At 66.2% G+C, this 12141-nt stretch carries 10 protein-coding genes; 2 read left to right on the forward strand and 8 right to left on the reverse strand.

What is annotated here, in order from left to right; all coding sequences use genetic code 11:
* Nucleotides 1-3: 3 nt before the first annotated feature.
* The 6 genes from AC0J5K_RS19660 to AC0J5K_RS19685 are packed head-to-tail and all read right to left on the reverse strand — an operon-like array spanning nucleotide 4 to nucleotide 7051.
* Nucleotides 4-1626: an AMP-binding protein gene (locus AC0J5K_RS19660; RefSeq protein ID WP_283638654.1), complete on the reverse strand. Its 1623-nt coding sequence runs from the start codon at nucleotides 1624-1626 to the stop codon at nucleotides 4-6.
* On the reverse strand, nucleotides 1623-2777 hold the full coding sequence (locus tag AC0J5K_RS19665) for an acyl-CoA dehydrogenase family protein (protein WP_274590337.1): 1155 nt from the start codon (nucleotides 2775-2777) through the stop codon (nucleotides 1623-1625). Before AC0J5K_RS19665 ends, AC0J5K_RS19660 begins: the two co-directional genes overlap by 4 nt.
* Nucleotides 2777-3580: an enoyl-CoA hydratase family protein gene (locus AC0J5K_RS19670; protein WP_283644072.1), complete on the reverse strand. Its 804-nt coding sequence runs from the start codon at nucleotides 3578-3580 to the stop codon at nucleotides 2777-2779. Before AC0J5K_RS19670 ends, AC0J5K_RS19665 begins: the two co-directional genes overlap by 1 nt.
* Nucleotides 3577-4044: a MarR family winged helix-turn-helix transcriptional regulator gene (locus AC0J5K_RS19675; RefSeq protein WP_420398551.1), complete on the reverse strand. Its 468-nt coding sequence runs from the start codon at nucleotides 4042-4044 to the stop codon at nucleotides 3577-3579. Before AC0J5K_RS19675 ends, AC0J5K_RS19670 begins: the two co-directional genes overlap by 4 nt.
* The gene (locus AC0J5K_RS19680; protein WP_074837081.1) at nucleotides 4041-4760 is read right to left on the reverse strand and encodes an SDR family NAD(P)-dependent oxidoreductase; all 720 of its coding nucleotides are present in this window, start codon (nucleotides 4758-4760) and stop codon (nucleotides 4041-4043) included. The genes AC0J5K_RS19675 and AC0J5K_RS19680 overlap by 4 nt, the downstream gene beginning before the upstream one ends.
* Nucleotides 4757-7051 (reverse strand): bifunctional salicylyl-CoA 5-hydroxylase/oxidoreductase, encoded by a 2295-nt coding sequence (locus AC0J5K_RS19685; protein ID WP_283638653.1) that lies wholly within the window; start codon nucleotides 7049-7051, stop codon nucleotides 4757-4759. The genes AC0J5K_RS19680 and AC0J5K_RS19685 overlap by 4 nt, the downstream gene beginning before the upstream one ends.
* Nucleotides 7052-7169: 118 nt before the next feature.
* Between AC0J5K_RS19685 and AC0J5K_RS19690 the strand changes: the two genes are divergently transcribed.
* On the forward strand, nucleotides 7170-9101 hold the full coding sequence (locus AC0J5K_RS19690; RefSeq protein WP_420398550.1) for a 3-hydroxyacyl-CoA dehydrogenase NAD-binding domain-containing protein: 1932 nt from the start codon (nucleotides 7170-7172) through the stop codon (nucleotides 9099-9101).
* Nucleotides 9102-9109: 8 nt separating this feature from the next.
* Here the strand turns inward: AC0J5K_RS19690 and kynU are convergent, their stop codons facing one another.
* Together kynU and AC0J5K_RS19700 are read right to left on the reverse strand one after the other, a co-directional pair.
* Nucleotides 9110-10300 (reverse strand): kynureninase, encoded by a 1191-nt coding sequence (gene kynU / locus AC0J5K_RS19695; protein WP_283646361.1) that lies wholly within the window; start codon nucleotides 10298-10300, stop codon nucleotides 9110-9112.
* Nucleotides 10300-11139, reverse strand: coding sequence for a tryptophan 2,3-dioxygenase (locus AC0J5K_RS19700; RefSeq protein WP_074837077.1), 840 nt, complete (start codon nucleotides 11137-11139; stop codon nucleotides 10300-10302). The genes kynU and AC0J5K_RS19700 overlap by 1 nt, the downstream gene beginning before the upstream one ends.
* A gap of 180 nt (nucleotides 11140-11319) precedes the next feature.
* Between AC0J5K_RS19700 and AC0J5K_RS19705 the strand changes: the two genes are divergently transcribed.
* Nucleotides 11320-12138: an alpha/beta hydrolase gene (locus AC0J5K_RS19705; protein WP_074837076.1), complete on the forward strand. Its 819-nt coding sequence runs from the start codon at nucleotides 11320-11322 to the stop codon at nucleotides 12136-12138.
* Nucleotides 12139-12141 lie beyond the last annotated feature (3 nt).

A 12141-nucleotide genomic window follows, 5' to 3' on the forward strand; every position in this document is an offset into this window, starting at 1 on the left:
GCCTCAGTCCTTCGCCCGCAACAAAAAGCGCTGGATCTTGCCTGTCGACGTCTTGGGCAGGCTGTCGACATAGCGCAGCGCCCGGGGATATTTGTAGGGCGCGATGGTGGCCTTGACGTGCTCTTGCAAGCGCGTGGTCAGCTCCTGCGAGGGCGTGACACCCGGCATCAGCACCACATGCGCCTCGACGATCATGCCGCGGGTCTCGTCCGGGGCACCGATCACGCCGCATTCGGAGACGTCGGGATGGGCCAGCAGCGCAGCCTCGACCTCGGGCCCGGCGATGTTGTAGCCGGCCGAAACGATCACGTCGTCGCTGCGGGCGGTGAAGTGGAAATAGCCCTCTTCGTCCTGCACGAAACTGTCGCCGGTGATGTTCCAGCCGTCCTGAACATATTCCGTCTGCCGCTCGCCGCGCAGATAGCGGCATCCGGTGGGGCCGCGCACGGCAAGCCGGCCCATCGTGCCGCGTGGCGCTTCGCGCCCATCCTCTTGCAGAACCCTGGCCTGATAGCCGGCGGTCGGTTTGCCGGTACAGGCCGGGCGATGATCGTCGAAGTGGTTCGAAATGAAGATATGCAGCATTTCCGTGGCCCCGATCCCGTCGAGCATCGGTTTGCCGGTCTGGGCGATCCAGGCGTCATAGACCGGCTTGGGCAATGTCTCGCCCGCCGACACCGCCGCCCGCAGGGACGACAGGTCCGCGCCCTCTTCCATCGCCTGCAACATCACGCGATAGGCCGTCGGCGCGGTGAAGGAGACGGTGGCGCGGTATTTCTGGATGATCTCGATCATGTTAGGCGGCGAGGCGGTTTCCAGCAGCGTCGCAGCGGCCCCGAAGCGCAGCGGAAAGATCGCCAGTCCGCCCAATCCGAAGGTAAAGGCCAACGGCGGCGAGCCGACAAAGACATCCTCGGGCGTCACGCCCAGAACTTCCTTGGCGTAGCCGTCGGCGATGATCAGCAGATCGCGGTGAAAATGCATCGTCGCCTTCGGCGCGCCGGTCGAACCGGAGGTGAAGCCCAAAAGCGCCACGTCGTCCTGTGCCGTGTCGACCGCGTCGAAATGCACCGGCTTTTCCAGCGCCAGCCGGTCCAGCTCGGCCTCGTGGTTCGAGGTGCCGTCAAACCCCATGACCGATTTCAGGCTCGGACATTTTCCGGCACAGGCCGTCATTTCCTCCATCAGCCGGGTATCGCAGAGCGCGAACTGGACCTCGGCCTTTTCGACATATTTCACCAGCTCTCCGGCGCGCAGCATCGGCATGGTGTTGACGACCACGGCCCCGGCCTTGGTCGCGGCCAGCCAGCAGGCCACCATGGCCGGATTGTTGGCCGAACGGATCAGCACCCGGTTGCCGGGCTGCACGCCAAGGTCTTCGACCAGCACATGCGCCAGGCGGTTGGTCCAGTCTGTCAGCTCCTTGTAGGTGCGCCTGCGCCCGTTGCCGATCAGGGCCGTGTGGTCGCCAAAGCCCTTGTCGACCATCGCATCGGTCAGCTCGACGGCGGCATTCAGCCGGTCGGGATAGTCGAAACCGTCAAGCAGCAGGTCGGGCCAGTTCTCTTCGGGGGGCAGGTTGTCGCGGGCAAAGGTGTCGACGTGGCCGGAGGGGCGGAGTGTCATGCGCGGTCTCCCTGATGGGCCGCGCGGGCGGCGCGGGCGATGATGACTTTTTGAACGTCCGAAGCGCCCTCGTAGATGCGCAGGGCGCGGATTTCGCGATAAAGCGTCTCGACCGTGGAGCCCGAGCGCACCCCCTCGCCACCAAAGATCTGTACCGCCTTGTCGATGACGATCTGGGCGTGATCGGTGGCAAAAAGCTTGGCCATCGCCGCTTCGCGGGTGATCCGTGGCGTGCCTGTGTCCTTGGCCCAGGCCGCGCGATAGACCAGAAGCGCCGCCGCATCGACGTCAAGTGCCATGTCAGCCAGATGGCCCTGCACCATTTGCAGATCGAAGAGGGGCGCGCCCTGCACGTGCCGGCTGTCGACGCGAGCAAGCGCCTCGTCCAGCGCGCGGCGGGCAAATCCCAGCGCCGCCGCCGCGACCGTCGGCCGAAACACGTCGAGCACGGACATGGCGATGCGAAACCCCTGCCCCGGCGCGCCCAGCATCGCGCTGGCGGGAATCCGGCACTCGGTGAAACGCAGGGTGGCCAGGGGATGCGGCGCGATGGTGTCGAGCCGCTCGGTGATTTCGAACCCCGGCAGATCGGCGGGGACGACAAAGGCGGAAAGCCCCTTGGCCCCCGGGGCCTCGCCGGTGCGGGCAAAGAGCGTGCAGAGATCGGCGATCCCGCCATTCGAGATCCAGGTCTTTTCGCCATTGAGGATGTAATCATCACCCTCGCGGCGGGCCGTCATGGTGGAATTGGCGACGTCGGAGCCCGAGCCCGGCTCGGTCAGGGCAAAGGCCGAAATCGCCTTGCCGGCGCGGGTTTTTGGCAGCCAGCGCGATTTCTGCGCCTCGGTGCCGAACAGCGAAATCGCCCCGGTGCCCAGCCCCTGCATGGCAAAGGCGAAATCGGCCAGCCCGTCGTGGTGCGCCAGGATTTCGCGCGCGAGACAGAGATTGCGCACCTCGAGCGCGCCATCGGGGCTCGCGGTGGCCTGCAAGAGCCCCGCCGCGCCCAGATCCTGGACCAGCCGGCGACAGGCCGCATCGGTGTCACTGTGGTCGATCTCGAGCCCGGCGGCCACGGTTTCGACTTGCCGGGCCCAGTCGCGATGCGCCTCGTCCAGAAACGGCCAGGAACGGTAAGATGTGTCAGCCATCAGTCGCCCTCGAATACCGGTTTTTCCTTGGCCACGAAGGCCTCGTAGGCGCGGGTGAAATCGCGGCCCTGCATGCAGATCGCCTGGGCTTGCGCCTCCGCTTCGATCGCCTGATCCAGACTCATGTTCCATTCCTGCGCCAGCATCGTCTTGGTCATGGAATTGGCGAATGTCGGCCCGGCGACGATGCGTTCGGCCAGTTTCACCGCTTCGCCCTCGAGCGCCTCGGCCGCGACCACGCGGTTGAAGAAGCCCCAGCGCTCGCCCTCCTCGGCGGACATGGCCCGCCCGGTGTAAAGCAGCTCTGCCGCGCGGCCCTGTCCGATGATCCGGGGCAGCATGGCGCAAGCGCCCATGTCACAGCCGGCGAGGCCGACGCGGTTGAACAGGAAGGCAGTCCTTGCCTCGGGTGTCGCCAGCCGCAGATCCGAGGCCATCGCCATGATCGCCCCGGCCCCGGCACAGACGCCATCGACGGCGGCGATGACCGGCTTGCCGCAATGCACCATCGCCTTGACCAGATCACCGGTCATCCGGGTAAAGGCCAGAAGCTCCTTCATGCTCATCCGGGTCAGCGGACCGATGATATCATGGACGTCTCCGCCGGAAGAGAAGTTTCCGCCATTGGGCAGGATCACCACGGCATGGATGTCCTCGGAATAGGCCAGCCCGCGAAACCAGTCGCGCAGCGCGGCGTAACTGTCGAAGGTGAACGGGTTCTTCCGCTCGGGCCGGTCGTGCGCGATGCGGGCAATGCCACCCGCCACCGTGCAGCGGAAATGTTCGGCCTGGGTGCCTGTCATGGTCTGGGTCCTCCCTCCCTCGATGCGCTGAGCAGGGCCAGGAGATGTTGCGCCTCGTCCTCATCGAACCCGTCCAGCATGTCGTTGATCCAGCTTTCGTGATCGACCGCCAGCGCGGCGAATTCCGCCTTGCCCGCTTCGGTCAGCCGCGCCACCTGAGCCCGGCGGTCGCCGGGAAAGGCCACGCGGCAGGCCAGCCCATCTTCGGTCAGCCGGTCGACAACGCCGGTGACATTGCCGTTCGACACCCGCAGGAATGTCGAGAGCTCGCTCATCTTCAGCCCCTCGGGATGGCGCGCCAGTGCCGCCATCACGTCGAACCTGGGCAGCGTCGTGCCATGTTGATCACGCAGCCGGCGGCGCAACTCGGCCTCGATGCTGCGGGTCAGCTTGAGGAGCCGCAGCCAGAGGCGCAGCCGGGTTTTCGACAGCGTGTCGGTCGAAATCTTGTCGTCAAGTGTCATATCTCGCCTCCGGAAATGCTGAGCGCGTGGCCGTTGATCGCGGCGGCCCCCTCCGAGGCCAGAAAAAGCGCCGTCGCCGCCACCTCCTCGGGGTCGATCAACCGCCGCATCGGGTTGCCGCCGACCAGCCGCGCGACGGCCTCGTCGCGGGGAATGTCGAAGCGTTTCATCAGCCCCTCGGTGGCGGCCTGCGCCATGTCGGTATCGACGAAACCCGGGCAGATGGCGTTGCAGGTAATGCCGCGCCGCGCCACGTCCTGCGCCACCGACCGCACCAGCCCCAGCACCCCGTGCTTGGCCGCCGCATAGGCCGGGATCGCCGCGCCGCCCTGCAAGGAGGCGGTGGAGGCGAGGGCGATCAACCGTCCGCCGACAGGCATCCCGGCCAATGCCGCCCGGAAGGTCAGGAAGGTGCCCGTAAGGTTGACGGCCAGCGTCGCGTTCCATTGTGCCAGCGTCAGGTCGGCGATCTTGGCGGGCTGGCCGCTGCCGGCATTGGCCACGACCACATCAAAGGGCCGGGCGAACAACCGGGGCATGTCGTCCTCGCAGGTGACATCGGCGGTGATCCAGTCGAACCCGCCGGCCGCAGCCGCAGCGCGCAGCGGCGCCTCGCGCCGGCCGGAAATGGTGACGCCCTCGCCGGCCGCCGCGAAGGCCCGGGCGATCGCGAGGCCGATGCCAGTGCCGCCGCCGGTGACCAGAACCCGTCTCATGCCCGCACCTGTTCGGCATCGCGGTCGGCCAGCCGCCACAACTGGTCGCGCCCGGCATGATAGGGCAAGGGCCAGTCCGGCGCGGCGCGGTCGCCGATCAGGGCAGCCTGATGCAGCGTCCAGTAGGGATCGGCCAGATGTGGCCGGCCCACCGCCACCAGATCGGCCCGACCCGCCATCAGGATCGAATTGGCGTGATCGGCCTCGTAGATATTGCCCACCGCCATGGTCGGGATGCCGGCTTCGTTGCGGATGCGGTCGCTGAACGGGGTCTGGAACATGCGGCCATAGACCGGGCGGGCCCGGTTGCTGGTCTGGCCCGCCGAAACATCGATCAGATCGGCCCCGGCCGCGCGGAAGGCACGCGCGACGGCGACGGCCTCGTCCGGCGTCACACCCTCGTCGCCCAGCCAGTCATTGGCGGAAATGCGGACCGACATCGGCTTGGTCTCGGGCCAGACCGCGCGCATCGCGGCAAAGACTTCCAGCGGATAGCGCAGGCGGTTGTCCAGCGGGCCGCCGTAGGTGTCGGTGCGCCGATTGGAGACCGGCGAAATGAAGGAGGACAAAAGATAGCCATGCGCGGCATGCAGCTCGATCATGTCAAAGCCGGCACCGTCGGCCATTTCGGCGGCGGCGACGAATTGCCCCCGGATCTCGTCCATTTCGGCCCGGGTGATCTCACGCGGGACGGGGTTGGCATCGGACCAGGGGATGGGCGAGGCGCTGACCGTCTCCCAGTTGCCGGATTTCAACGGCGCGTCCATCTCTTCCCAGCCGAGTTGGGTCGAGCCCTTGCGCCCAGAATGTCCGATCTGGCAGCAAATCCGGGCGTCGGTATATTCGTGGACAAAGCGGGTCAGCCGCCGCCAGGCTGCCGCGTGCTCGGCGGTATAGAGACCGGGGCAGCCGGGGGTGATCCGTCCCTCGGGGCTGACGCAAGTCATTTCGGTATAGACCAGCCCGGCGCCGCCCTTGGCACGTTCGCCGTAATGGGTCAGGTGCCAGTCGGTGGGACAGCCGTCTTTCGCCATGTACTGCGCCATCGGCGACACGACGACGCGGTTCTTGAGCCGCATGCCGCGCAAGGCGTAAGGCGCGAACATCGGGCTGCGCAGCGGCGTGTCCTGCGCCACCCCGGCACGGGCCAGAAACCAGCGCTCGGCACTTTCCAGCCAGGCCTTGTCGCGCGCGCGCAGGTTTTCGTGGCTGATCCGCTGCGACCGGGTCAGCATGGAATAATTGAGCTGAACCGGATCGAGATTGAAATACCGTTCGACCTCTTCGAACCATTCCAGCGAGTTGCGCGCCGCCGATTGCAGCCGCAGCACCTCGAGCCTGCGGGCATCGGTGTATTTCTCGAAGGCAGCGTCGATGGTCGGTTCGCTGTCCAGCAAGGTCGCCAACGCGATGGCGCTTTCAAGCGCCAGCTTGGTCCCCGATCCGATCGAGAAATGCGCCGTCGCCGCCGCGTCGCCCATCAGCACGACATTCTCGTGATGCCAGGTTTCGCACAGCACCCGGGGAAAGCGGATCCAGGCCGAGCCGCGAATGTGGGTGGCGTTGGTCATCAGGCTGTGGCCGCCGAGATGGCGGGCAAAGATCCTTTCGCAAACCGCAATCGACTCCTGTTGGCTCATCCGGCCGAAGCCCCAGGCCTCGAAGGTCTCGGGCGCGCATTCGACGATGAAGGTCGCGGTGTCATCGTCAAACTGATAGGCATGCGCCCAGACCCAGCCGTGCTCCGTCTCTTCAAAGATGAAGGTGAAGGCGTCCTTGAAGGTCTGGCGGGTGCCCAGCCAGACGAAATGGCACTGGCGCTCCTCGACATCGGGTTTGAAGGTGTCGGAATAGAGCGCGCGTGTCCGCGAATTCAGCCCGTCGCAGCCCACCACGATGTCATATTTGCTCCGGTAGTCCTCGGCACAGGCGGCCTCTGTCTCGAAACGCAGCGCCACCCCCAAGGCGCGGGCGCGCTCCTGCAAAAGAAGCAGCAATTGCCGGCGCCCGATACCGCAGAAGCCGTGACCGGACGAGACGATCCGCTCGCCCTTGAAATGCAGCGCGATGTCATCCCAATAGGCGAAATGCTGTTGAATGGCGGCGGCCGAAACCGGGTCGTTGGCGGCGAGGTTCTGCAAGGTCTCGTCCGACAGCACCACGCCCCAGCCAAAGGTATCATCTGCCTTGTTGCGCTCGATCACCGTGATCTCGTGCGAGGGATCACGCAATTTCATCGAAATGGCGAAGTACAGGCCGGCCGGCCCTCCGCCCAGGCAGGCAATGCGCATGATCCAAGTTCCCTGGTTTGCTCGCCTGCAAGATTAACCTGACCGAATTTTATTTCAAGCTTGAAATTTTAGGCCTAAACTAATATCAATGCGCCCGACCCGTTCGAAAGGCCGATCCATGACGGTAGAGCTGACCCACGACGGCAATCTGGCCATCGTCACCATCGACAATCCGCCGGTCAACGTCACCTCGCAGGCGGTGCGCGCGGCGCTTCTGAGCCGGATCGAAACGCTGGAGCGCGACCCGGCGGTCGCCGCCGTCGTGCTGCGCTGTGCCGGGCGGACCTTTATCGCCGGAGCGGATGCGACAGAGTTTGACGCCCCGCCCCAAGCGCCGCATCTGCCGGATGTCATTGCGGCCGTGGAAGCCTCTGACAAACCCTGGATCGCGGCGCTGCATGGCACGGTGCTGGGCGGCGGGCTGGAGGTGGCGATGGGCTGTCACATCCGCATCGCCGCCCCGGGCACCCGGCTGGGTCTGCCCGAAGTGACACTCGGGCTGATCCCGGGGGCCGGGGGCACGGTACGCCTGCCGCGTCTGGTGCCCGGCGATCTGGCGCTGCGGATGATTGCCGGGAGCAAGCCGATTACCGCGCAGGACGCCTTGAGCGCCGGTCTGATCGACGTGATTGCCGGCGACGACCTGCTGCAAGCCGCCCTGACGCGCGCCCGCAATGCCACCGGGACGGTGCCGACGCTGAGCCGGCCGGTACGGCCCTTCGACGCCGGGACGCTCGCCGGGATCGGCGCCAGGCTTGTCGCCAAGGCGCGCGGTCAGGTTTCGGTGGCCGAGGCGGTCGAGGCCGTGACGCAGGCCCTGACCGCACCGCCGGAGGACGCGCTGCAAGCCGAGCGCGCGCGGTTCCTGCGGCTCAAGTCCAGCCCGCAATGTGCGGCGCTGCGCCATGTGTTCTTCGCCGAACGGCGCAGCCTGTCGGACCCGCGCACCAAGGGCACGGCCCGCGAGATCGCCGAGGTCGGCGTTGTCGGCGGCGGCACGATGGGCGCCGGCATCGCCACCGCCTGTTTGCGGCGCGGGTTTCAGGTGCGGATGGTCGAACGCGACGCAGCCACCGCCGAGGCCGGCGCCAGGCGGGTGCGCGAGATGGTGGAGGAAAGCGCGCGGCGCGAAGGTCAGGATGCCGCCGCCGTCGCGGTCACGCTCGACCGTTTTGCGGCGGGCACGGAATATGCTGCGCTGGCGCAGGCCGATCTGGTGATCGAGGCGGTGTTCGAGGAGATGGCGGTCAAGAAAGCGGTGTTTGCCGAGCTTGAGGCCGCCACCCGGCCCGACGCGATCCTGGCCACCAACACATCGTATCTCGATATCGATGAACTGGCCGCGACCCTCGATGATCCCTCCCGGGTGATCGGGCTGCACTTCTTTTCGCCCGCGCATGTGATGAAACTGCTCGAAATCGTCCTGCCCGATGCGGTCGCCGACACGGTGGTTGCCAGTGCGGCGGCCTTTGCCAAGCGGCTGGGCAAGATCGGCGTGTTCGCCGGGGTCTGCGACGGCTTCATCGGCAACCGCATCATGTCGGCCTATCGTCGCGAAGCGGAGTACATCGTCGAGGACGGCGCCTGGCCCGAAGAAGTGGATGCCGCCATGCGCGATTTCGGCTTTCCGATCGGCATCTTCGAAATGCAGGATATGGCCGGGCTGGATATCGGCTGGGCGATGCGCAAACGCCGCGCCACCACGCGCGATCCGAACGAGCGCTACGTCGCGATCGCCGACCGCATCTGCGAGGCCGGCCGCCTGGGCCGCAAGACCGGCGCCGGCTGGTACGATTACGTCGAGGGCAGGCCGGTGCCGTCAGAGACCGTGCGCGGGATGATCGCGGCCGAGCGCGCGCGGCAGGGCCGCACGGCAGACCGCCCGGCCGACATCATGCGCCGCCTGCTGGATGCAATGCAGGCCGAAGCGCGCGCAGTGCTTGCCGATGGCACCGCGCGCCGGGCCGAGGATATCGACGTGGTGATGGTGAACGGCTACGGCTTCCCGCGCCATCGCGGCGGGCCGATGTTCCTGGCCGGACAGCCCTGACCGGCCCGTCAGGTCACCCGCGACCGGGTCTGATAGGCCGGATCCCGCCACAACCCGTCGCGGAACACCCGCTCGATCCGCCCGGCGGCAACCAGAATGTCATCGGCATCGAGATAGAGCGGCGTGAAGCCGAAACGCATTATGTCGGGCGCACGGAAATCGCCGATGACGTCGTGCGCGATCAGCGCCTGCATCGCCGGATAGCTGTTGTCAAAGGCAAAGGACACCTGCGAACCGCGCTGTTGCGGATCGCGGGGCGAGGCCAGGGTCAGATCGGGGCAGCGGGCTTCGATCTCACGGATGAAGAGTTCGGACAATTCGATCGACGCGGCCCGGATCTCGGCCATGTCGACGCCCTCCCAGATGTTCATCGCCTCATCAAGGATCGAAAGCTGCACGATGGGCGGCGTGCCGATGCGCAGCCTTTCGGTTGTCATGGCCGGGCGATAGTGCCGCTCCATGGCAAAGGGCGCATCATGGCCCATCCAACCGGACAGCGCCGGTTCGACCGTCTCGATCAGGTCCGGCCGCACGTAGATGAAGGCCGGCGCGCCGGGGCCGCCGTTGAGATATTTGTAGGTACAGCCGACGGCAAATTCGGCCTCGGACGCCATCAGATCCACCGGCACCGCACCGGCACTATGCGCCAGATCCCAGATCATCACCGCCCCGGCGGCATGGGCCGCCCGGGTGAGCGCCTGCATGTCATGCATCCTGCCGGTGCGGTAATCGACTTGGGTCAGCATCACCACGGCAACCTCGTCGGTGATCGCCTCCAGCACCGCCTCGGGCGCCGGCGTGCGCAGCTCCAGCCCTTTGTCGATGGTCTCGATCAGCCCCTCCGCCATATAGAGATCGGAGGGAAAGTTGCCGCTGTCCGACAGGATGACTTTGCGGTCCAGGCGCATCTTCAACGCGGCCGCCAGCGCCTGATACACCTTGATCGACAGCGTGTCGCCGGTGGCGATCGTCCCCTCGGGCGCGCCGACCAGCCCGCCGATCCGGTCGCCCACCTGCTTGGGCAGCCCGATCCAGTCGGCGGTGTTCCAGGCCTTGATCAACTCTTGCCCCCATTCGGCGTCGATCACCTGCGCAGCGCGGGCGCGCGCCTTGCGCGGCAACGGGCCGAGCGAATTGCCATCGAGGTAGATCACCCCCTCGGGCAGGGAAAACAGCTCTTTTTTCGGCAGGTCGGTCATCACAATTCTCCGCGCAGGTGCCACAGTTCGGGAAACAGCTCGACGCTCAGCATCCGCCTCAGGTATTGCACGCCCGAAGAGCCGCCGGTGCCACGTTTGAAGCCGATGACACGTTCCACCGTAGTGACGTGATTGAACCGCCAGCGGCGGAGGTAATCTTCGAGATCGACCAGCTTTTCGGCCAGCTCATATAACGTCCAATAGGTCTCGACATCCTGATAGACCCGCTTCCAGCGCTCCTGGATTTCGGGCATGGCCGCGTGCGGCTGACGCAGTTGCGGCGCGGGCATCCCGTCGGTGCCGCCATCCAGCGTCTGGAACAACAGGCGCACCACCTCGTCATACAGGCTGGGGCGCGCGAGCTCGTCCGAGAGCATCTGGCGGACCTGCGGCACATGCTCATGCGGCGCCAGCATGTTTGCATTCCGGTTGCCTAGAATGAATTCGATCATCCGGTATTGATAGGATTGAAACCCCGAGGATGCGCCCAGCGAATCCCGGAACCGGGTGTAATCGGCCGGCGTCATGGTGCGCAGCACGTCCCAGGCGGAATTGAGCTGCTCGAAAATCCGCGTGACCCGGGCGAGCATCTTGAACATCGCCGGAAGCTGGCCGGAAAGAAGCGCCTCGCGCGCGCTCGAGAGTTCGCGGATCGCCAGCTTCATCCACAGCTCGCTGGTCTGGTGCTGGATGATGAACAGCATCTCGTCATGCGCCGGGGACAGCGGTTGTTGCAGCGACAGCAGCTCATCTATCCTCAGGTAATCGCTATATGACATCGCGTCCGAAAAGGACATCTTGGTGCCCTCGGCGCCCGGATCGTAGCTGTTATCTGTCATCACATGCCCTTCAGGCTATGGTATCCGCGCACCCGGCGTCGCATGCTGCACGGCACCCGGGACGTGCCGCAGGCGGCGGCGGGCGGGCGCGGGGCAGTGTGGCCGGATCAGAAAGTTATTTCAAGCATAAACCTTTTATGCTTGAATAAAGATCGGCAGACGAAGGGAGAGGATTTGACGATGAGCGATTTGACGGGGATCGACTGGGGCGACGCCTTTGCCAATGCCGCGCATATTCCCGAAGGCGATGACTATCCCGACAGATGGGCCGCCGCGGCGGCACGATTTCGCGAGGACGTGGCAGGCGAGTTGGACCTGCCCTACGGCGATCATCCGCGCGAAACGTATGACATCTTCCTGCCGCAACAGGCCGCCCATGGTCTGGTGGTTATCGTGCATGGCGGCTTCTGGCTGGCCTTCGACAAATCCTACTGGTCCCATCTCGCGGCAAGCGCGCTGGCGCAGGGCTGGGCCGTCGCCCTGCCCGGCTATACCCTGGCCCCCGAAGCGCGCATCAGCGAGATCACCGGCCAGATCGGGCGGGCCATCGCCGCGATGGCCGCGCGGGTGCCCGGACCGATCCGTCTGACCGGGCATTCCGCCGGCGGGCATCTCGTGACCCGCATGGTCTGCGACGACAGCCCCCTGCCCCCCGAGGTGCTGGCTCGAGTCGACCGGGTGGTTTCGATCAGCGGCGTGCATGACCTGCGTCCGCTGCAACTCAACCCGATGAACGATTCGCTCAAACTCACCCCCGAGGAGGCCGCCGCCGAAAGCCCGGCGCTGTGCCGATTGGTGCCCAACGTCGAGGTGACGGCTTGGGTCGGGGCGGCGGAGCGGCCCGAGTTCCTGCGTCAGTCGGCGCTGCTGTCCGAGGCCTGGAGCACGGCTGACGCTCCGGTGCCCCTGATCGCCGAAGCCGACCGCCACCATTTCGACGTCATCGACGGGCTGCGCGACCCTTCACACCCGCTCTGCCGCGCCTTGACCGACCTTTAGCCG

This window comes from Marinovum sp. E3, from assembly GCF_055755275.1.

Excerpts from the sequence above, each read along its gene's own strand:
- AC0J5K_RS19660 (WP_283638654.1), bottom strand. The coding sequence starts at position 1,626 with ATGACACTCCGCCCCTCCGGCCACGTCGACACCTTTGCCCGCGACAAC.
- AC0J5K_RS19665 (WP_274590337.1), bottom strand. The coding sequence starts at position 2,777 with ATGGCTGACACATCTTACCGTTCCTGGCCGTTTCTGGACGAGGCGCAT.
- AC0J5K_RS19670 (WP_283644072.1), bottom strand. The coding sequence starts at position 3,580 with ATGACAGGCACCCAGGCCGAACATTTCCGCTGCACGGTGGCGGGTGGC.
- AC0J5K_RS19675 (WP_420398551.1), bottom strand. The coding sequence starts at position 4,044 with ATGACACTTGACGACAAGATTTCGACCGACACGCTGTCGAAAACCCGG.
- AC0J5K_RS19680 (WP_074837081.1), bottom strand. The coding sequence starts at position 4,760 with ATGAGACGGGTTCTGGTCACCGGCGGCGGCACTGGCATCGGCCTCGCG.
- AC0J5K_RS19685 (WP_283638653.1), bottom strand. The coding sequence starts at position 7,051 with ATGCGCATTGCCTGCCTGGGCGGAGGGCCGGCCGGCCTGTACTTCGCC.
- AC0J5K_RS19690 (WP_420398550.1), top strand. The coding sequence starts at position 7,170 with ATGACGGTAGAGCTGACCCACGACGGCAATCTGGCCATCGTCACCATC.
- kynU (WP_283646361.1), bottom strand. The coding sequence starts at position 10,300 with ATGACCGACCTGCCGAAAAAAGAGCTGTTTTCCCTGCCCGAGGGGGTG.
- AC0J5K_RS19700 (WP_074837077.1), bottom strand. The coding sequence starts at position 11,139 with ATGACAGATAACAGCTACGATCCGGGCGCCGAGGGCACCAAGATGTCC.
- AC0J5K_RS19705 (WP_074837076.1), top strand. The coding sequence starts at position 11,320 with ATGAGCGATTTGACGGGGATCGACTGGGGCGACGCCTTTGCCAATGCC.